The 21,336-nt window shown below is 42.1% G+C and carries 17 protein-coding genes and 1 pseudogene; 14 read left to right on the plus strand and 4 right to left on the minus strand.

Going from position 1 to position 21,336, the window contains the following annotated elements; translation table 11 throughout:
* The first annotated feature begins 734 nt into the window (after positions 1–734).
* On the plus strand, positions 735–1,928 hold the full coding sequence (locus H6H03_RS28260) for a Coenzyme F420 hydrogenase/dehydrogenase, beta subunit C-terminal domain (RefSeq protein WP_190958380.1): 1,194 nt from the start codon (positions 735–737) through the stop codon (positions 1,926–1,928).
* Positions 1,929–2,061: 133 nt separating this feature from the next.
* Here the strand turns inward: H6H03_RS28260 and H6H03_RS28265 are convergent, their stop codons facing one another.
* Positions 2,062–2,439, minus strand: coding sequence for a GxxExxY protein (locus tag H6H03_RS28265; RefSeq protein WP_190958381.1), 378 nt, complete (start codon positions 2,437–2,439; stop codon positions 2,062–2,064).
* A gap of 177 nt (positions 2,440–2,616) precedes the next feature.
* Positions 2,617–3,849 (minus strand): methionine gamma-lyase family protein, encoded by a 1,233-nt coding sequence (locus H6H03_RS28270; protein ID WP_190958382.1) that lies wholly within the window; start codon positions 3,847–3,849, stop codon positions 2,617–2,619.
* 85 nt (positions 3,850–3,934) lie between these two features.
* Between H6H03_RS28270 and H6H03_RS28275 the strand changes: the two genes are divergently transcribed.
* The 10 genes from H6H03_RS28275 (at position 3,935) to H6H03_RS28320 (ending at position 16,001) form a co-directional block, all read left to right on the plus strand.
* Complete coding sequence (locus tag H6H03_RS28275) at positions 3,935–4,753, plus strand: acyl-CoA desaturase (RefSeq protein ID WP_190958383.1); 819 nt, start codon at positions 3,935–3,937, stop codon at positions 4,751–4,753.
* A gap of 247 nt (positions 4,754–5,000) precedes the next feature.
* Entirely contained in the window at positions 5,001–6,053 is a 1,053-nt protein-coding gene (locus H6H03_RS28280) for a fatty acid desaturase (RefSeq protein WP_190958384.1), read from the plus strand.
* 283 nt (positions 6,054–6,336) lie between these two features.
* Positions 6,337–7,416: a fatty acid desaturase gene (locus tag H6H03_RS28285; RefSeq protein WP_190958385.1), complete on the plus strand. Its 1,080-nt coding sequence runs from the start codon at positions 6,337–6,339 to the stop codon at positions 7,414–7,416.
* A 609-nt stretch (positions 7,417–8,025) separates the two neighbouring features.
* The gene (locus H6H03_RS28290) at positions 8,026–8,721 is read left to right on the plus strand and encodes a LabA-like NYN domain-containing protein (RefSeq protein WP_190958386.1); all 696 of its coding nucleotides are present in this window, start codon (positions 8,026–8,028) and stop codon (positions 8,719–8,721) included.
* Positions 8,722–8,856: 135 nt separating this feature from the next.
* A complete protein-coding gene (locus tag H6H03_RS28295; RefSeq protein WP_190958387.1) occupies positions 8,857–9,567 on the plus strand; it encodes a response regulator transcription factor in 711 nt (236 codons plus the stop codon).
* Between the two features lie 5 nt (positions 9,568–9,572).
* Positions 9,573–10,661 (plus strand): sensor histidine kinase, encoded by a 1,089-nt coding sequence (locus tag H6H03_RS28300; RefSeq protein ID WP_190958388.1) that lies wholly within the window; start codon positions 9,573–9,575, stop codon positions 10,659–10,661.
* A gap of 512 nt (positions 10,662–11,173) precedes the next feature.
* Complete coding sequence (locus H6H03_RS28305) at positions 11,174–11,611, plus strand: hypothetical protein (RefSeq protein WP_190958389.1); 438 nt, start codon at positions 11,174–11,176, stop codon at positions 11,609–11,611.
* Positions 11,612–12,416: 805 nt separating this feature from the next.
* Positions 12,417–13,871 carry a glycoside hydrolase 100 family protein gene (locus H6H03_RS28310; RefSeq protein ID WP_190958422.1) on the plus strand — a complete coding sequence of 485 codons (1,455 nt, stop codon included), beginning with the start codon at positions 12,417–12,419 and terminating at the stop codon, positions 13,869–13,871.
* A 183-nt stretch (positions 13,872–14,054) separates the two neighbouring features.
* The gene (locus H6H03_RS28315) at positions 14,055–15,521 is read left to right on the plus strand and encodes a 16S rRNA (cytosine(967)-C(5))-methyltransferase (RefSeq protein WP_190958390.1); all 1,467 of its coding nucleotides are present in this window, start codon (positions 14,055–14,057) and stop codon (positions 15,519–15,521) included.
* A 57-nt stretch (positions 15,522–15,578) separates the two neighbouring features.
* A complete protein-coding gene (locus tag H6H03_RS28320; protein ID WP_190958391.1) occupies positions 15,579–16,001 on the plus strand; it encodes a tellurite resistance TerB family protein in 423 nt (140 codons plus the stop codon).
* A 117-nt stretch (positions 16,002–16,118) separates the two neighbouring features.
* Here the strand turns inward: H6H03_RS28320 and psb35 are convergent, their stop codons facing one another.
* A complete protein-coding gene (gene psb35 / locus H6H03_RS28325) occupies positions 16,119–16,346 on the minus strand; it encodes a photosystem II assembly protein Psb35 (RefSeq protein ID WP_185568458.1) in 228 nt (75 codons plus the stop codon).
* A gap of 249 nt (positions 16,347–16,595) precedes the next feature.
* Entirely contained in the window at positions 16,596–19,025 is a 2,430-nt protein-coding gene (locus tag H6H03_RS28330; protein WP_190958392.1) for a transglycosylase domain-containing protein, read from the minus strand.
* Between the two features lie 431 nt (positions 19,026–19,456).
* Here H6H03_RS28330 and folK point away from each other — a divergent pair, with 431 nt between their 5' ends.
* The 3 genes and pseudogenes from folK to H6H03_RS42105 all read left to right on the plus strand — a co-directional run.
* Positions 19,457–20,014: a 2-amino-4-hydroxy-6-hydroxymethyldihydropteridine diphosphokinase gene (gene folK, locus H6H03_RS28335; RefSeq protein WP_277927402.1), complete on the plus strand. Its 558-nt coding sequence runs from the start codon at positions 19,457–19,459 to the stop codon at positions 20,012–20,014.
* Between the two features lie 473 nt (positions 20,015–20,487).
* Positions 20,488–21,036 (plus strand): NUDIX hydrolase, encoded by a 549-nt coding sequence (locus H6H03_RS28340; RefSeq protein WP_190958394.1) that lies wholly within the window; start codon positions 20,488–20,490, stop codon positions 21,034–21,036.
* Positions 21,037–21,124: 88 nt separating this feature from the next.
* A pseudogene (locus tag H6H03_RS42105) lies at positions 21,125–21,271 on the plus strand (ADP-ribosylglycohydrolase family protein); the annotation flags it as partial.
* Positions 21,272–21,336 lie beyond the last annotated feature (65 nt).

The following is a 21,336-nucleotide window of genomic DNA, read 5'->3' on the forward strand; positions in this document are numbered from 1 at the left end:
TGCCTTCAAACCCTCATTTTCTCGTACTGCCAGATGGCGATCGCTCCTTCCGTGCAAATCCTTGTAACTCTCTCCTGGTAAGCTTTCATGATTCGCGGATGAGTCTAATTGTATAAAAAATCAAAAACAAAAACAGAGCAAATATACCAATATTTTGATACCTGCTCAGTCCTGAGAACGATTTTGAGGAAACAGGTAGGCGATCGCAGCGTAACCAGATACGGTGAGTAAACTAACCAAAAAAGCCGCCAGAACAATATTAGGCATACGATCCACAATGCCGAATTAACGTTATGTTAAATACAAATTCAAAATCTTGATCCCCTTCAAAAAACCAAGAATTTGGATACTTTCAAAATAGCAATTGGGTATGACACCGACGTGACTACCTGATGTCAATTTGTTGTATTGCAAATGTTTGGACTGGACGCTAATTTTAGGGCTAGGGCAACGAAACCAAGTTTTAGATGGGATTTCAAGACTTGTGTGTACACCGTAGCTTTGCAAGGGGGGTAAAAATGTGATTAAAATCACAGCTAACCACTTTTCAAACAACCTCTTATTGTGAACCCTCCTGCGGTACTCTTAACCGATTAACTCATCAGTACACGAGGAAAACCAATGACTTCAGCTAGGAAGCACCCATCTTTTTCTTGTTCAATCTCGATCGCCAAGTTCATAGCCAGTGAAGGTATTGTAATAAAAGCGATTCCTGAATAAAACAAAAAATTTATATGACCTCAGTTTCTCCTCACAAAAAAGCTAAAGCTCTCAAACCTACTAGCCGTCGCCCTGCTAAAGAACTTTGTAGCGAGTGCGGACTGTGCGATACATACTATATTCACTATGTCAAGGAAGCTTGCGCTTTTCTTAATCAGCAAATAGGTGAACTTGAAGCAGAAACACACAGGCGATCGCGCAATCTCGATAACCCCGATGAGCTATACTTTGGCGTTCATCAAGACATGATGGCGGCGCGAAAACAGCAACCAATCGAAGGCGCACAATGGACGGGGATCGTTAGCAGCATTGCTATTGAAATGCTTAATCGCGGCTTAGTTGAAGGTGTTGTCTGCGTCCAAAATACCAAAGAAGACCGCTTTCAACCCATGCCCATCATCGCCCGCACTCCAGAAGAAATACTTGCAGCCAGAGTAAACAAACCAACACTTTCACCTAATCTTTCTGTGTTGGAACAAATAGAAAAATCAGGACTCAAGCGGCTATTGGTAATTGGTGTTGGTTGCCAAATTCAAGCATTACGAGCTGTAGAAAAACAACTTGGTTTGGAAAAGCTGTATGTTTTGGGTACGCCTTGTGTAGATAATGTCAACCGCGCTGGGCTGCAAAAATTCTTAGAAACTACTAGCCGATCGCCAGACACAGTTGTACATTATGAATTCATGCAAGACTTTCGAGTTCACTTCAAACATGAAGATGGCTCAACAGAAACCGTACCTTTCTTTGGTTTGAAAACTAATAAACTTAAAGATGTCTTTGCCCCATCTTGTATGAGTTGTTTTGATTATGTTAATTCCTTAGCTGATTTAGTCGTCGGCTACATGGGGGCACCCTTCGGCTGGCAGTGGATTGTAGTTAGAAATGACACTGGTAGGGAAATGCTGGATTTGGTAAAAGACCAGTTAGATACCCAACCGGTGATGTCTAAAGGGAATCGTAAGGAAGCTGTACAGCAAAGCATTCCCGCCTACGATAAAGGGGTAACTTTGCCGATGTGGGCTGCGAAATTGATGGGTGTGGTGATTGAGAAAATTGGCCCTAAGGGTTTGGAATATGCGCGGTTTTCCATTGATTCGCACTTTACTCGAAATTATTTGTATGTGAAGCGGAATCATCCGGAAAAGTTGGAGGAGCATGTTCCGGAGTATGCAAAGCGTATTGTTGGGCAGTATGAGTTGCCAGAGTAAAATCAACGAATTTTAGATTTTAAATTTTGGATTTTGGATTTAAGATTCAAGATCTAAAATTTAAAAGCTCACGCAAAGACGCAAAGACGCAAAGTAAAGAATAAATAAAGAGAGTATCTTTGAAGTTAGATTTTTACAAACCATTGACTACTCGTGAGATACCATCTTTGATTAACAAGGCTCCAAAGTTAATTAGTAAGCCAAGACGTTTGTTTGCAAGGCAAAGATATGTCAGTAGTTGCTTCTTGTGTACTGGATGAACTGCTTCTACTGATTTGAGTTCAATAATCACTTTGTTTTCAACTATGAGATCTGCGCGAAAACCTACCTCCAAATGTATATCTTCATAAACAATCGGTATGGCTTGCTCCCTTTTTACCTGCAATCCTCGCTTTCGCAACTCATATTCCAAAACTGCCTGATAAACAGATTCCAGCAAACCAGGTCCCAAAGTCGTATGAATCTTGTAAGCCGCATCGACAATCTCTTTCGCAACTTCATTCTCATTCATCTTCCTTAACTTTGCGCCTTTGCGCCTTTGCGTGAGACCATCTTAACTAATGTTCTTTATATCACCCATATTTCCACCCTCATTCTCATCCATCTTCCTTAACTTTGCGCCTTTGCGTGAGACTATACATCGAATTTTCTCGCAAATTTACTTAAATACATAAGTATTATATAACCCTCACCCAACCCTTCCCACAGCATCGATCGCCGCCTCCAATGCGATCGCCACATGAGTCCAATGAGTCCCCCCTTGGCAATAAACTACATACGGCTCACGCAAAGGCCCATCTGCCGACAATTCCAAAGTACTCCCCTCAATAAACGTCCCCCCAGCCATCACCACCTGGCTCTCATACCCCGGTATTTCATCTGGAATGGGGTCTAAGTAGGAACCGATGGGAGAATACTGTTGTATGGCTTTACAGAAAGCAATTAGCTTTTTGGCAGAACCCAGTTTAATTGCCTGAATCACATCTCCACGCGGCGCTAGTGGCGGGGGATTCACTGGATAACCGAGTTTATCAAATACATAACCAGTTAAGTATGTCCCTTTCATCGCCTCTCCCACCATCTGCGGTGCGAGAAATAGCCCTTGGAACAGCAAACGATTTTGGTCAAAAGTAGCACCGCCATAACTACCGATACCCGGAGCAGTCAAGCGACAAGCGGCGGCTTCCACCAAGTCAGCGCGACCGGCGACATAACCACCAGCAACGACAATAGTGCCACCAGGATTTTTAATCAATGACCCCGCCATTAAATCAGCGCCTACGGCTGTGGGTTCCTTGGTTTCGATAAATTCGCCGTAGCAGTTATCTACAAAACAAATTGTGTTGGGGTTTTGCTGTTTAACTATATGGATGATTTTTTCAATATCAGCAATTGATAAACTCGGACGCCAAGAATAGCCACAAGAGCGCTGAATTGTGACTAAACGGGTTTTGTCATCCACTGTATGGCTTAAAGCTTCCCAATTCACCCCTCCTTCGGGGGTTAGCTCCAATTGGCGGTATTTTATGCCAAACTCTATAAGGGAACCTTGACCGTGACCCCGCAAACCAATGACTTCTTCAAGTGTATCGTAGGGAGAACCAACTACTGATAACATCTCATCTCCAGGACGGAGTACCCCAAACAAAGCACAAGCGATCGCATGAGTTCCCGAAACAAACTGCACTCGCACTGCTGCTGCTTCGGAACCCATAACTTCGGCAAAAACTTTATCTAAAGTTTCTCGCCCTAAATCATCATGGCCATAACCACTTACACCAGCAAAATGGTGTGCGCCGACACGGTGATTACGAAAGGCATCTAGCACTCGTTTTAGATTATGCTTGACCTGAGTGTCAATACCAGAAAAAATTTCTAACAGTGCGTGTTCTGCTTGCCGCAGCTGTTCCAAGCTGTTCATTAGTTCCTCGTTCACAAAAAATTATAAATATGCCGATTTTCAGATCGCGCAAATTCGGCCGAACAATTCCAATTCAGGTTACTGCATGACAATTGCTACTTCAACTAAACCTCAAATCAACTGGGTTAATACCCTGTTTTTCATTGGTCTGCACATCGGTGCGCTGTTTGCCTTTGTTCCTGGTAACTTTAGCTGGACGGCAGTTGGCGTGGGTTTGTTGCTCTACTGGGTGAGTGGTGGTTTAGGCATTACTCTGGGATTTCACCGCCTTGTTACCCACCGCAGTTTTCAGACTCCCAAATGGCTAGAGTATATCTTGGTTTTCTTCGGGACACTCGCCTGTCAAGGAGGGCCAATCGAGTGGGTAGGGACACATCGTATCCATCATTTGCACTCAGATACTGAGGCAGATCCCCATGATTCCAATAAAGGCTTCTGGTGGAGCCACATGGGTTGGCTGATTCATTTTTGTCCCTCTCACGAGCAAGTTCCTCGTTTCACCAAAGACATAGCCGAAGACCCAGTTTATCAGTTTTTAGAAAAATATTTCATTTTGCTCCAGGTTGCTCTGGGTGTATTACTTTTGTTTCTGGGTGGCTGGCCGTTTGTTATTTGGGGAATTTTTGTTCGTATTGTCTGGGTTTACCACTGCACTTGGTTGGTAAACAGCGCTACTCATAAATTTGGTTATCAAAGCCATGATTCTGGCGATAAATCAACCAACTGCTGGTGGGTAGCCGTACTAGTTTTCGGTGAAGGCTGGCATAATAATCACCATGCTTTTCAATATTCAGCTCGTCATGGGCTGGAATGGTGGGAAATTGATTTAACTTGGATGACAATTCAATTGCTACAAGCAGTTGGTCTGGCTACTAATGTGAAATTGGCTCCAACAAAGCAGTAAGTGACTTGTCCTTAGTCATTAGTCATTGTTCTTTAACATGCCCCATGCCCATATCCAATGACTAATGACAAAGAATTTTCTGTGCAACCAAGTACATGCGCCAATTCTAAAATCTCCTTTAAAAGTTATTTACGGGTGCGCTTGTATAGGTTAGGTTGCTATAATCCGAGACGCTAATATTAAGCAACTTTACGGCAAGTTATTTTTTGATGACTTGGTTGAGGAGTTTGTTGTATTTCAGGTGTTCATGACTACATCAATAATTAATACCCAGAAACTAAGTGACGAGTCTGCAAATTCTAACTTCAGGCTCAAAGATATTGTCAAAACCCTGCCACGAGAATGTTTTCAGCAAAGCCGTCGCAAGGCTTGGACACAAGTAATACTCAGTGTCTTGGCAGTTGCTTTGGGCTACTACAGCTTGGCGATCGCTCCTTGGTTTCTTTTGCCCCTAGCTTGGGTTTTTACGGGTACTGCTTTAACAGGTTTTTTTGTAATTGGCCATGATTGTGGTCACAGGTCGTTTGCCAAACGTCGTTGGGTAAATGATGTGGTGGGACACTTTTTTATGGCGCCGTTAATTTATCCGTTTCACAGTTGGCGGATCAAGCATAATTATCACCATACTCATACCAACAAACTCGATGAGGATAATGCTTGGCATCCAATCAGACCAGAAGTGTTTGAAAGTTGGGATAAAACCCGACAGTCTGCTTTTGAGTTGTTTATTCGCAAACGCTTCTGGTGGGTAGGTTCCATTGGACATTGGGCAGTAGTGCATTTTGATTGGCGCAATTTCAAAACTAAAGACCAATCCAGCATCAAGCTTTCTGTAGCTGTGGTAGTATTGTTTGCTGCGATCGCTTTCCCAACCCTGATCGCCACTACAGGTATCTGGGGATTTGTCAAGTTTTGGTTAGTGCCCTGGTTGGTCTACCACTTTTGGATGAGTACTTTTACCATCGTTCACCACACTGCTTCTGACGTTCCTTTTGTTGGAGCAAATAAGTGGAACGAAGCTCTAGCTCAACTATTTGGTACGGTTCATTGCGATTATCCCCGGTGGGTAGAAATCCTCTGCCACGATATCAATGTTCATGTCCCCCATCATATTTCCACCGCCATTCCTTCTTATAATTTGCGGCTAGCTTACAGCAGCATCAAAGAAAATTGGGGGTCTTATCTGCATGATGAATGTCAGTTTTCTTGGTCTTTAATGAAGCAGATTACAGACCAATGTCAACTGTACACAACTGATGTTGGTTATAAGACTTTCGACGAATATTACGCAGAACGATAAACCGCGTTGCAACCTTTCTTCACGCTCTTGAACTCCACGAGAGCGTTTATCTTAGTGTGGGTTTCAATACAATCTGGCAATTCTTGACTTATTAAATACTGTTAGGTAAATTGCCAGAAAATTTACTCTTGGATGTTACGAGATTTAGTATCCTGGGCATACTAGTGAAGTAAAAAATCAAAAGTAATCCTTTTGCTTTTTTCTTTTGACTTTTGCCTTGTGGGGTAAGATTATCTTGCCTCAAATAAAGTTCCGATTTATCTTCAACAAAAGAATCCAGCCAGTGCAATCAAATATCATCACGCTCAACGATCCTCAGAATCATGAATTATCTGGGGAGACTACCAAACTGCCTTTTACTCTTCAGGATTTAAAAGCTGCGATCCCTGCTGAATGCTTTCAGCCCAATGTGACAAAATCACTTTATTACTTCTTTCGCGACATCCTGATTATTAGTCTGCTTTACGCAGTTGCTTATTACCTGGATTCTTGGTTTTTCTTTCCGATTTTTTGGTTAATGCAAGGAACAATGTTTTGGGCTTTGTTTGTAGTCGGACACGACTGCGGACACCAATCTTTTTCTAAGCATAAATGGCTGAATGATTTGATTGGACATCTTTCTCATACACCCATACTTGTTCCTTATCATGGTTGGCGAATTAGCCATAGAACTCACCACAAAAATACCGGCCATCTCGATAATGATGAAAGCTGGTATCCTGTAAGTGAATCACAGTATAAGGAAATGCCGCTAATACAAAAGATAGGCCGATATTATGTTTTTCTATTGGCTTATCCTGTGTATTTATTTAAGCGTTCTCCAAATAAAGAAGGCTCTCACTTTTCACCTAGCAGTCCGCTATTTAAACCATCAGAAAAGTGGGATATTATCACTAGTACCGTGCTTTGGATTGGGATGGTAGGTTTGCTTAGCTACCTTACCTATTTATGGGGTTGGATGTGGTTGCTGAAGTATTACGCTGCACCTTACATTGTGTTCGTAATTTGGCTTGATTTAGTAACATTTTTGCATCACACTGAACCAGATATTCCCTGGTATCGTGGAGAAGAGTGGACTTTTTTAAAAGGTGCAATTTCCAGTATTGACCGCGATTATGGTTTGATTAATCATATCCATCATGATATTGGCACTCATGTTGCTCACCACATATTCCTTAACATCCCTCATTACAATTTGCTGAAGGCGACTGAGGCGATAAAACCAGTGATGGGTGAGTATTTCCGCAAATCAGACGAACCAATTTGGAAATCATTATGGAATTCCTGTGTGAACTGCCATTTTGTACCCGATACTGGAAGTAAGGTTTACTACACATCCAACAACAAGTTAGCTAAACCCTAAGCTTGAAATTTGCGACTTCTTTAAGGAGTCGCAAATCTTGTATTGTCAGTTGTTGATGATTTATGGCTAGCAATCAAAGATTACTTTGTCATTAAAATGAATTTTTATAAAAGGTGCGTTTAAAGATTAGCGAAATAGCTTAATATAACTTCTCTTTTGGAGGCGATCGCACATTACATTATTATTGCTGCAAACTCTGTTAAAATTTGAGCGTCACAGCTAGAAGTCAATCCTATAGAATAAATATTCAAAAACTTTCCTGGCTGTAAGGTTATTAAAATACAGAGGTAAAATAAAAATAGCTCGATGACGCCCAACTATCGGTGATTTAAGGTTATAGGCTCATAGGAAGATATTTTCTCCCAACTGTTGCACTTGTAGTTGCTAAAGACTAGCATATCTATGTTCTAGAGATGATATCTCGTTAAATCAACCTAAAAGAAATGAAAAACTTTTACTTAAAGTATTTTAGGCTCTATTAAAGATGAGTTAAGTTTATTTGCATCTAGGGACTTCACTCAAGTTCCTGCTAGGTTTATAAATCAGCAGAGACTATACTAAAGAAAATTTAGCTAAAACCCTTTTCAGTTTTAAAATTCAGAGGTATCAATGATTATAACTAATTTTAGCAAACAAAGAAATGAATTAAATGAATCTAAAGTACTCAAAGCTAAACCACATTGGCAAGGGCAAAACTTGAGCGATACTGCTGTCAAAGGTAAAGATACCAAGATGCGAGATACTGCAACTGATACTTCCATTTTGAATACCTTGAATCGCGGTCGAGTTGCCATTTTTATTGATGGCTTAAGTCTATTTCATACAGCTTTGCAACTCGGCATAGAAATTGACTACGTTAAATTGCTTTGTCATTTAACCAACGGTTCGAGACTCTTACGTGCTTTTTTCTATACTGGGGTTGATATCACCAATGAGAAGCAACAGGGTTTTCTACTATGGATGCGTCGTAATGGCTATCGTGTAGTAGCAAAAGACCTCGTTGTCTCGCCAGATAATTTTAAAAAATCAAATCTGAACGTAGAAATTGCTGTAGACATGATCACTTTAGCTCCTTACTATGATACAGCGGTATTAGTCAGCGGCGATGGAGACCTAGCTTATGCTGTGAATGCTGTCAGCAGAATGGGGGTTAGAGTGGAAGTTGTTAGTCTGCAAACAACCACTAGCGAAAGCTTAATTGATGTTGCTGACTGTTTTATTGACATAGATAGCATTAAAGCATACATTCAAAAAGACTCTAATCTTGGCTATACTTACCGAACTCCGACGAATTCAAATCTCTAAGTAAGAGGACGCGGGGACGCGGAGAGTGGGAGACGCGGAGAATTTTTTTCTTGTATCCCCACGTCCCTACGTCCCTACGTCCCTACGTCCCCGGTCCCCGCATCCCCGCATCTTTTTAAATCTGCGTATTTTCGGATGGATATTTTAATAGTTGAAGATGAACCAGAAATTGCTCATTTAATTCAACTCTCTTTAGAAAAAGAAGGATTTTTCTGTCGCATTAGCCGTGATGGGATCAATGCTCTACGGATGTTTCAGGAGCAGCCACCCGATTTAATCATTCTAGATTTAATGATTCCGGGTTTGGATGGGCTGGAAGTTTGTGCCAGAATTCGCCAAAAACCAGGCGCAAAAGATCCTTATATTTTGATGCTCACCGCGAAAGGCGAGGAAATCGATCGCGTCATTGGCTTATCTACTGGTGCTGATGATTACATGGTGAAGCCCTTTAGCCCTAGAGAGTTAGTAGCCAGGGTACGAGCGCTATTGCGGCGTAGTCTCCGGCAAGGGGGACAACATCAAGTCAATCGTACCCAACACTTTATAGTAGATGTAGATCAGCGCACTGCTAGTCGGCAGATCAATTCTGAGCAACCTGAAATTCTCGACTTAACTACTCTAGAATTTAATTTGCTAACTACCTTTGTTAGCAATCCTGGTCGAGTTTGGAACCGCACGCAACTAATTGACAAACTCTGGGGAGATAACTTTTTTGGTGATGAACGCGTGGTAGATACCCATGTAGCTCGATTGCGAAAAAAGGTTGAGCCTGACCCAGCAAATCCCACTTTTATTAAAACTGTTGTTGGGGTTGGTTATAAATTTGAAGACTCGCCGATAGCATAAATCTTATGAAGATGGGGCTGAGAGGACGACTATTTTTTTCTCACTTGGTAGTCATGATAGTGGGGGTAGCTAGTCTAGTCATTATCAGTAAAGTTTCTTCTCCCCGATTTTTTGTCTTGCATTTGGAACGACTAGAAAATCAAGGGTTTGATTTAATCGATATTCGTACTGAATTGGTGACAGGATTTGAAATTGCTTGGCAGCGGAGTACTATTTGGTCAGTTTTAGTTGGTAGCAGCGCCGCTGGAGGATTGAGTTACTGGGTGTCCAGAAGGATTATGGTGCGCTTGACTGAGATGGAACAAATCACCCAAAAATTTGCTGCCGGCCAGATGGATGCACGACTACCAGCGTATGACATTCCAGAACTCAATAGATTAGGTGCTAGTTTCAACCGGATGGCAGCCAGTTTAGAAGGGGTGGAAGTGCGGCGACGAGAAGTGATTGGAGATATGACCCATGAACTACGGACACCGTTAACAGTTGTGCGCGGTTATTTAGAAGAACTGGCTGATGGAGAAATTGAAGCGTCTCCAGAAATTTATCGACGTTTAGCGAAAGAAACTAGGCGCTTAGAGCGGTTGGTAAATGATTTACAAGAACTGTCAAAGGCAGAAGCTGGTTATCTGCCAATTAATATACAACGGGTAAATCTGCGTCCGTTGTTAGAGTCATTAGTCGAGAAATTTACTGACCAGTTGTTAGAAGATGGCCCAGGTCTATACTTGGAATGTCCCCCTGTGCTGCCTCCTGTATTGGCAGATATCGATCGCACAGAACAGATTTTAGTTAATCTGCTTGGTAATGCAGTGCGTTACACCAAAGAAGGTTCAATTACTATTCGTGCTGAGATTGAAGCATCTAAACTCTGGATTGCAGTCATAGATACAGGTATTGGTATTGCCCCAGAAAATTTGCCCCACGTGTTTGAACGCTTCTGGCGAGCCGACCAATCACGCGATCGCAATTCGGGAGGTACTGGTATTGGTTTAACGATTTCCCATCGTTTGATTGAACTACAAGGCGGTCAGATTCAGGTAGAAAGTAAATTGGGAGTTGGTAGTACGTTTCGTTTTTTTCTGCCTTTGGCTTAAGTCAACATAATTCAATATACAGGATTTTGACTTCACCCCCAGCCCCTCTCTTTAAAGGCGCTACTGTGTACGCACAAGAGGGGATAATTCGACTGCAATTTTGATTTTGGCGCTCATATTTAAGATTTTACGACTGCAATTTTGATTTTGGCGCTCGTATTTAAGATTTTACGACTGCAATTTTGATTTTGGCGCTCGTATTTAAGATTTTACGACTGCAATTTTGATTTTGGCAGTCGTATTTAAGATTTTACGACTGCAATTTTGATTTTGGCGCTCGTATTTAAGATTTTACGACTGCAATTTTGATTTTGACGATTACTTTTGCCGATCGCACTTATTCTCAAACAAAAAATCGATATGAAAAATGAGTAAAAACACAGGCAACCTAGTAATTATTTTGTTGAACTTTTAATGAAATAAATCCCCAAAACTACCCATCTCAGACAAAAGAATACTCCACTATTTTGAAAAAGGATTATCAAAAAAGGATTATCAAAAAAGGATATCTGATGTCTTTAAGAACTCGTGGTTCTGCTACTGTTGACAAAGCCCAACGTCGTCTCGCCTTACTTAAATCCATTGATGAAAATCTGAATTTAGGACATGGGTTAAGTATTGAAGCCTACAACCACCTAATCAATAGTACCCGTGCAATCCTAGAAGCTCATAACACCCTTTTGTCCAATCTTGAAGAATCGCGTAAAACAGTCACCCAGATGGAGGAAACCCTCTCCGAAATGTCTGAACGAATGCTAACTGGAGTTGCAACTGTCTACGGCAAAAAAAGTATGGAGTATTCCAAGGCTGGCGGCTCTACTCGAAAACGAACTAAAAAATCTAGTTCAAAAGTTACTCAAGTTACAGCGGTTCTTGCTACCCAACCTGCTCAAGCTGCAATTGCAAATACGTCAACTAACGGTAACGGCACAACTCCTTTGCTGCAATAATCGACCCGCTTTAAAAATGGATGTAGCAGTAAGAAATTTTCATACTCTCATTGTCAATTCTGTTTATGAGCGCTACTTAAACATATCTTGATTGGTTCTCCCAAAGGCGTCACTAGTATAATTAACCGTTTGCACCTAGTTGGCTATGCATACGTCACAGATTGGAGTCAGCTACTACCAACAGCTAACTCCAATGAGGTGATGAGTATTTTAATCTGTTACATTTTAATTTCAATGACTGTGTTAACTTTACTTTTTTTCACTTCACTTCTACAAGCACCGCATATTATCTATCGATAGGGTAAAATATATAGCCCTCCAGAAGTATTGACATATTAAATTGTTTGACCATTTATCTTGCATATTATGACAAAACGTTATAAATTATTATCTTATGGGGGAATAATCTGACCTTTTAGTGTCAAAAACTAATCCTATTTAAGTAAAAATACCGCAATTAGTATTAACTTCACGCAAACCTTAAACAGCACTGAAGTTATGTTTTTGTTTGGTAAAGCAAAGATTCCGGATATCAAAACGGAAACATAAATAATCTAAAAATATATCTTATGTGACTGTTTGATGAATCAAATTACTACTGACGGTGAAGAATAATTGATTATAAGGAAATTAACTATTAACAAAGTTGCATATTTATCGGCAGCTTTATTAGTTAATATGCAAGCAAGTTACGGAATTATATTTGCTATTCAAAAATGTGTTTTTGTTATGCTGAGAATAGCAAAACTAATGAATGAAGGCGCATCTACCACAAATTTACAACCTAAATGGAGTTATTCTGGCGATGCAATTAAACGAATTAAAATCTACTGAAAATTCAAAAGAAGTAACAGAAGCGTGGCAAGCACTAGAAAAGTCAATTATTTACTATCAAGGACGCCCTGTAGGTACAGTAGCCGCTTATGATTTTTCTGTAGAGGCTCTAAATTATGACCAGTGCTTTATTCGAGATTTTGTTTCCTCGGCTCTAATTTTTTTGCTTAAAGGTAGAGCAGATATTGTTCGCAATTTCTTAGAAGAAACCTTAAAGTTACAACCTAAAGAAAGAGCGTTAGATGCCTATAAACCTGGTCGCGGATTAATTCCAGCTAGCTTTAAAGTATTATCAGAAAATGGGCAAGAATATCTAGAAGCGGATTTTGGGGAACATGCGATCGCCAGAGTTACACCAGTTGATTCTTGTCTATGGTGGATTATTTTATTGCGTGCTTACGTAGTCGCCACAGAAGATTTTTCTCTAGCTCATCGGCCTGAATTCCAAAATGGTATCAGGTTAATCATGGAGATTTGTTTGGCGAATCGTTTTGACATGTACCCAACGCTGTTAGTTCCAGATGGCGCTTGTATGATTGACCGTCGTATGGGTATTTATGGCCATCCTTTAGAACTGCAAGTTCTCTTTTACACAGCCCTGCGTGCATCTCGCGAACTGCTGATTTGTCAAGGTAATCAAGATATTGTCGTCGCCATTGATAACCGCTTGCCTTTGTTGTGTGCCCACATTCGCCAACATTATTGGATAGATATTAATCGTCTGAATGCAATTTATCGCTTCAAAAGTGAAGAATATGGCAAAGCCGCCGTCAATTTATTCAATATATATGTAGACTCAATTCCCTATTATGAATTAGATAAATGGCTGCCTAAAAAAGGCGGTTATTTAGCAGGTAATGTTGGCCCGTCACAGCTAGATACTCGCTTCTTTGCAGTGGGAAACTTGATGGCCATCGTTTCTGATTTAGCTACCGAAGAACAGTCACAAGCAATTATGGCTCTCATTGAGGAACGATGGGATGACTTGGTGGGAGATATGCCCATGAAAATCTGTTTTCCAGCTTTAGAAAATGAAGAATACAGAATTGTGACTGGATGCGACCCGAAAAATATACCTTGGTCATATCACAATGCAGGTAGTTGGCCGGTTTTAATGTGGATGTTGGCAGCAGCGGCGATAAAAACCAAGAGAACAAGTCTTGCACAAAGAGCAATTGAAATTGCCCAAGCACGCCTGTGTGAAGATGAATGGCCAGAATATTACGACGGTAAGAAGGGGCGACTAATTGGCAAACAAGCCAGAAAATATCAAACTTGGACAATTACTGGGTTTTTATTAGCAAAAGAACTCATAGCAAACCCCAATTATTTACCATTAATTACCTTTGGTAAATTACCGCCAGAAATGGTTTCTAGAGCCTGTGAATTTGAAATCGCTAGCGTAGACCCCTATATGCCTCGATAGTAAGAGACGCGATGAATCGGCGTCTGTACAATACAGACGCCGATTCATCCGCGTCTGTACAAGAGTTAAGAGTGATTGGATTTTAGATTTTTTATCAAATCCAAAATCCAAAATTCCAAATCTAAAATTGCCAGAGTGAGGAGTTAGAATACAAAAGCCTTATGACTCCTGATTTGTATTTAGATGACAAATGCCCGTCAAGTAGCTTTTATCGCCTTACGAGATGTTCACAAGGGGGCTTATGTTGATGTTGCTTTAGACAGAGTGCTGCAAAAAGTTAGTTTGGCTGATAGCGATCGCCGCCTAGTGACAGAATTAGTTTATGGCAGTGTCAGAAGACAACGCACCCTAGATACTCTCATTGACCAACTTGCTCAAAAGAAATCTCACCAACAACCAAAAGACCTCCGCACCATCCTACATCTAGGCTTATACCAACTGCGATATCAAGAGCGTATTCCCCCTTCAGCTGCTGTTAACACCACCGTCCAACTAGCCAAAGAAAACGGTTTTTCTGGACTCACAGGTTTTGTTAACGGTCTATTACGCCAGTATCTCAGGAAAGGGGGAGAGGACGCGGGGACGCGGGGACGCGGGGACACGGAGAAAGAGAATACGGACACACAGGGACACCATAGAGACACGGAGAATTCTTTCCCCGCGTCACCGCGTCACCCACTCTCCGCGTCTTCTTCATCTCTACAACTCCCAGAAAATCCAGTAGAACGGCTGGGGATTTTACACAGTTTTCCTGATTGGATTATTCAAGTTTGGTTAGAACAACTGGGTTTAGTTGAGACAGAACAGCTATGTGAATGGATGAATCAGTCACCAACAATCGATTTGCGAATCAACCCGCTTCACACTTCAATGGAAGAAGTTGAGGCGGCGTTGCAATCTGTTGGTGTTTTGGTGAGGCGCGTTCGTCATTTGCCACAAGCGCTACGATTAATCAGTAGTCCTGGGTCAATTCAAAAATTACCTGGTTTCCAAGAAGGTTGGTGGACTGTACAAGATAGCAGTGCTCAATTGGTAAGTCATTTGCTTGACCCCCAACCGGGTGAGGTGGTGATTGATGCTTGTGCTGCACCAGGGGGTAAAACAACTCATATAGCTGAGTTAATGCAAGATAAGGGGCAAATTTGGGCTTGCGATCGCACTTCTTCTCGTCTTCGCAAACTCCAAGAAAACTCTCAACGCCTAAATTTAAAATCTATTCAAATTTGCACCGGCGATAGCCGCAATTTTAACCAATTTCACAACATCGCAGACCGCGTATTACTCGATGCTCCATGTTCTGGCTTGGGAACTATGCACCGTCACGCTGATGCTCGTTGGCGACAGACACCAGAATCAGTCCGAGAACTTTCGTTGCTTCAAAAAGAACTTTTATCACATACATCCACTTTTGTCAAACCTGGTGGCGTACTAGTTTATGCCACTTGTACGCTACATCCAGCAGAAAATGAAGAAGTGATTTCAGCATTTTTAGCGGAGTCACCTGATTGGCAAATTCAGTCTCCTAGCAGCTTTGAGTTCTCTGATTTTGCACGTACTACATCTGAAGGCTGGTTTAAAGTCTGGCCTCATCGAGAAGACATGGATGGTTTTTTTATGGTGCGCTTAAGAAAAACCAATAATTCCGAGTGAATACTGTTTGGGATTGTACGATTTGGTTGAAGCCAGAATCTACCAGAGGAGGCAGCAATGGTTACCCATTCCAATGTGAAAAACTTAGTTAAAATCCTGATTGGAGCCGCTTGGCTCGATGGCAGAATTCAACCAGAAGAACGGCAATATCTACGCGAAATAGCTCAAGCCAAAGGTTTGGCTAGCGACCCAGAAATTAAACCTTGGCTGTACGAGTTAGTTCCCGTACAGCCAAAAGAGTGCTATGAGTGGGTTAGGGAGTACTTAGGCGATCGCCCTAGCCTTGAAGATTGTGAAAATCTGATTGAAGCCATCAGTGGCTTAATTTACAGCGACGGCGATGTTGCGATCGAAGAAGCTAGACTCCTGACCGAATTGCGAGATATAACAAAGCCGAATGGGTCAGCCCAACCGGCCCACACTCAGCTTCTCAAACAAATCCAAAAACTTTACCGTCGTTGGGTTGAAGTTCAAAACTAACAGAAAATTTGGAGTTATGAGTTGGGGAGTTATGAGTTGGGAGTTAGGAGTTGGGAGTTTTTTAACTCACCACTCATCACTCATCACTCATCACTCATCACTCATTCTCGCTACTGTTTATGACTTCGGTTCACCCAGACCCGGAGTTTCTTCTTTATTAACCTTAGGCACAAAATCAGGACGCTCTTTACTTTCCCAACCTGCGGGGCGTTTCGAGTTGTACCAAGCTATTGAACCAATGGTGACAGCAGCTATAAAACCAACGACATACACCAAGGTAAAAGCGTAAGGAAAATGAGGACTATTTGCTGCGGCTTGCGCTGCTGTTTGCATCAATAAATGCATGGGTATGTTCTCCAAGGTCAGGTAATACTATTTTTAAGACAATATAAAATCAGCGTATCACCTAACATCCCCCTGTAGTTTGAGCAACTTGATATTGCAGAGGGAAGAGGGGCATGGGGCATGGGGCATGGGGAGATAAGAGGACAAGGGGACAAAGAATAACTTTTAACTTCAAGCGTTAACAGTCAGCATTCTCTGTTTGTATCGATGCCCAATGCCCAATGCCCAATGCCCAATGCCCAATGCCAATTACTGAGAAGGTCTGAGCCTATCCCGCCACGATGGTTGTGATGATGAAGAACCTGAAGAACCGGAACTGTTGGCAGGAGATGAGGATCGCCGAGTTCTTCGAGGTGGAGGAGAATCTGATTCTACTCTTCTATAGCGCCGCCGTGGACGAGATGACTCTGAAGAAGAGTTACTAGAATTTGATTCTTCACTGCTGCGATAACGTTTTCTCCGTCTTGGGGTATAGTCACTGCTTGATTGCTGTTCTTCTTGATAAGATCTCCTCCTGCTTCTACGCCTCCTAGATGAACCAGTGTTATCTTCAGAATTTCTATAACTTTCCGATTCTGATTCATCATCATTAGAGGAAAGAGAACGATTGAGCACTTGTTTGGGTTTAATTGACTGTGCTTTGATGGTGCCTTTGCGACCTTCTAATTTTGGTCGTTTGGGAAACTTTTCTACCGGCATTCCTTCCACGGCTTTTTCCATGAATTCGTGCCAGGTGTAAGCGGCACTACCGCTGCTGCCATATGTGGGGCGGTTGTTATCGTTACCTAACCAAACCCCTGTCACCATTTGGGGAATGTAACCAATAAACCATAAATCGCGGGCTTCGTCGGAGGTGCCGGTCTTCCCAGCAACTGGTCTATTACCTAATTGGGCGGCGCCACCAGTACCAGCTTCCACCACGTTGCGTAGCATCCAAGTCATGATAGCGGCGCTGTCAGCATCAAGAACCCGTTTTGATTTGAAATTAGCTGACCAAATCACTTTGCCTTGGCGGTTAACTATCCGGGTGATACCATGAGGCTCTGTGTGCAATCCTTGGGTAGCAAAACTGCCGTAGGCACTGGTCAATTCCAGTAGATTAACTTCATTCGAGCCGAGAGCTAGGGAGTAAGTAGGCTTAAGTTCGGATTTAATCCCCATATCATGGGCTAGTTTAATCGTTGGCTTAAAACCTACGTCAATCAACACCTTCACTGCAACGATATTAGTAGAACGGGTGAGGGCATCCCTCATGCTCACCGAGCCGCGGAAGCTTTCACTATAGTTTTTCGGTTCGTAGCCGTCTACCACAAAGGGTGCATCCTCATAGGTATCGTAGGGGCTTTTACCACTGGCGATCGCAGTTGCGTAAACAAATCCTTTAAATGTCGATCCCGGTTGCCGCTGTGCTTGGGTAACGCGATTAAACTGGTTTTTGCCAAAGTCTTTCCCCCCAACCATTGCCTTGATTTCACCGTTACGGGGATCGATGGCGACCATGGCCGCTTCTTTAAAGTTCTCCCAACGTCCCTGATTTCGCAGGGTTTTGGCAACCGCTTCTTCTGCTGCTTTTTGCCAAGTGGGGTTGAGGGTAGTTTCCACCAGTAAACCTCCGGTGGACAACACATCAGCAGAAACGTACTTCGGCAATTCTTTCTGGATGTAGGTAGTAAAGTAGGGTGACTCTACTTGCAGTCGCTTGGGTACACTGGTTTTCAGGGTTAGTGGTTCTTGGGCGGCTGCTTGCCTTTGTTCTGGCGTAATAAATTTTTCTTCCTGCATCCGCATTAATACCAGGTTGCGCCGCTGTTTGGCAGCTGCTGGATTCTTGTCTGGGGCGTACAAGCTAGGTGCAGGAGCTAGTCCAGCAATGGTAGCCATTTCGGCTAGAGAAAGTTGATCTGGGGATTTACTAAAGTATACCCAGGAGGCATCTGCGACACCGTAAGCGCCAGCTCCCAAATAAACCAAGTTGAGGTAACGCTCTAAAATTTGATCTTTGGTTAATTCTGACTCGATTTTTTGTGCTAGGCGGATTTCCTTGAGTTTGCGCCAGATTGTCTGCTCTTGTTTCAAAAACAGAATCCGGGCTAGTTGTTGGGTGATGGTGCTACCACCTTCTACCACACCTTGCGATCGCAAATTATTCAAACCCGCTCTGAGAATACCTTGAGCATCGACTCCATTGTGTTGCTGAAATCTTCTATCTTCTGAGGCTATAAAAGCTTTTTTTAAATTATCTGGTATTTGCTCTAGCTTTAGCTGTTCTCTAGTGGCTTCACCTTGTTGTTGTAATATGGTACCATCCGCAGCTTTGATGGTCAGTGTTTGTTCTCTAACAACAGCATTGAGTTCGGCTTTATCTGGCAAGGTGCGATCTATTACACTGACGCCATAGATCGAGGCAAGTATCCCACCACCCACACCTAGTCCTGCCCAAAACCAGAGCCGACGATAGATTGGTTTATTCCTAGTTGCCCGTTCGGCCCTCATTCTTGATGGTAAAATTTTCATTTTGCTCAGTAACTGCCTCGCCTGTGGCACATGTGCTGGTGGTAAGCTTTCATTTGTTGCGGATTCCTCGTGTCGATGATGATTACCAGGTGGCAATCGTGGTTCTTTGTTAGAGCCACTCAAATTACTTGGTCTTGGTTTGAACCAGGAGGTCAGCTTCCCCACATCAGTTCCTCGATCGAAGTAGTAGTAACTACTTAACCACCATCAATAAGCTTTGGGGTTATAGCACCACATTGTGTTAGTATACTATCCTATTAATAATTAACTTAATTCACTATTAAGAAGAATTCAAAACTCAGACTAAAGAAGTATTTTTTTATACAAATAAACAATTCTAACTCGATAAGCCGAAGGGCTGGTATATTGAAACTTATAAAAAATATCCAATGTTCCCCTGGGGTGGACATCTTGTCCGCCCTTAGTTACGGCCAGGCCAGACGCCCAACCCACAAATAGTGGTAATTTATTGCCAATCGGTGAGTGTTGGCGACCGACTGATGAATGCTTGTTGAAAAATAATGTTTTTTCGATTTAATGAATTGGGTTTTGTCAAAATACTGCAAGATTCAAAAGTCTTCGGAATATCAAAACTATTGAAATTTAGGCAAACAGCTGCGGGGGAGCATCCGCAAAAACAATCCCAAAACGGCCACAATACGGTAAAGCGTGCTAAAACCGCCCTTGCCCTTGGTAGTAATATGGGAGATTCCCAGGCAATTTTAGAAGCAGCGATCGCAACTTTAGCTCAAACCCCAGGCATTTTTCTAGAAGCAAAATCCAATTGGTATAAAACCAAAGCCCTGGGGCCACCACAGCCAGACTACTTAAACGGGTGCGTCACATTGCAAGTCGAAATGCTACCCCAGGAGTTATTAGAAAATTTACTCAAAATCGAACGGCAATTTGGGCGCGTGCGTCAAGAACGGTGGGGGCCACGAACCCTGGACTTAGATTTGTTATTATATGATGACTTTATTGTCGATACACCAAATCTCCAAATCCCTCATCCTGAAATGCGGGATCGCGCTTTTGTATTGGTACCACTTGCGGAAATCGCCTCAGATTGGGTAGAACCTGTTTCTGGGCGTGTCATTAAAGAACTGCTCAAAGAGGTAGACTGTTCAGGTGTACATTTATTGGTGGGCAATTAAAATTACCATCCATAAACGTCAGCAATTGGTTTTGAAATTGCACAGTCGCTCATACTTTTGAGCGTTGACGGTTAACAGCCAATACAAAAAGATGTGCTGCGTTAAATGTTATCGGCAGCTTACAACAGTGCTAATTTTAGCTCTTTATTGCAAAACTTTGCGGATTGTATAGCCAGAAGTTGTAAAATATAGATATATTCCCACAGGTAATCACTTAATTCTAAAAAGGTGAAACTCTTAATCTAGTTTGCAAAAAGTACGAATTCTGTAGCTTCTTCCTTCATTAACCTCTAGTCTAAAAATAGCGAGGTAATCAAACCAGGAATTTGTCAACAAAAGTAGTTCTGACTGCATTCTTGAAATTAGATAGAAGTTGTATCTTTCAGCCATGAAACTAAAACTTCTAAACTAATGAAATTGGATATTTGTCCATATAATTTTCAACTATTTACTGATAATTCAGATTTTTTACTATGCCATTAGGTAGAGAATTACCACAACTGTTGAAACAACGCTTGTTTCATAAAGGACGCAAGTTTGATTTTGAAGTTAATCGCTTACGCTTACCCAACAAATCAGAAGGAGAATGGGAGTGTATTCGCCATCCTGGCGGCGCTTTAGCTGTGCCTGTGACACCAGAAGGTAAACTTGTACTCGTGCGCCAGTATCGTTTTGCAATTCAAGGACGGATACTAGAATTTCCGGCGGGAACCCTAGAACGCAACGAAGATCCTTTAGAAACGGTACAACGGGAAATTCAGGAAGAAACTGGCTATAGTGCCCAAAAATGGCACAAACTAGGAGAATTTTTTCTAGCGCCTGGTTATTCTGATGAAATTATTTATGCTTTTCTGGCTCAAGATTTAGAAAAGCTGGAAACTCCACCACCTCAAGATGGAGACGAGGATATGGAAACTGTATTGTTGACTCCGGAAGAATTAGAAAAAGCTATTCTGGATGGAGAATCGGTAGACGCTAAATCAATCTCTAGCTTTTTTCTGGCGCGTCCATTTTTAGTGTAGTACCAATATGTTGCTAGAGTTAGCGATGCCTACGGCAGGCTACGCCTACGCAGATGCCTACGGTGCAGGCTTTGAATATGCTGACGAAATGCTCGTTAACAACGATTTGAGTCGATACGTGCAACACCCACGTTTTCGACTCATTCCTGGCAACTACACTGAGGATACCCAGATGAGCATTGCCATCCCTGAAGTGATTGTTGTTCAAGCACCGTGGACGCCAGAAGTTTTAGCCGAAAGTTTTGTTAGAGCTTTTAAACGCGATCCCCGGCTAGGTTATGCAAGAAACTTTTATAATTT

The sequence above is a fragment of the Nostoc paludosum FACHB-159 genome (assembly GCF_014698835.1).
GTDB classification, from domain to species: domain Bacteria; phylum Cyanobacteriota; class Cyanobacteriia; order Cyanobacteriales; family Nostocaceae; genus Nostoc; species Nostoc paludosum.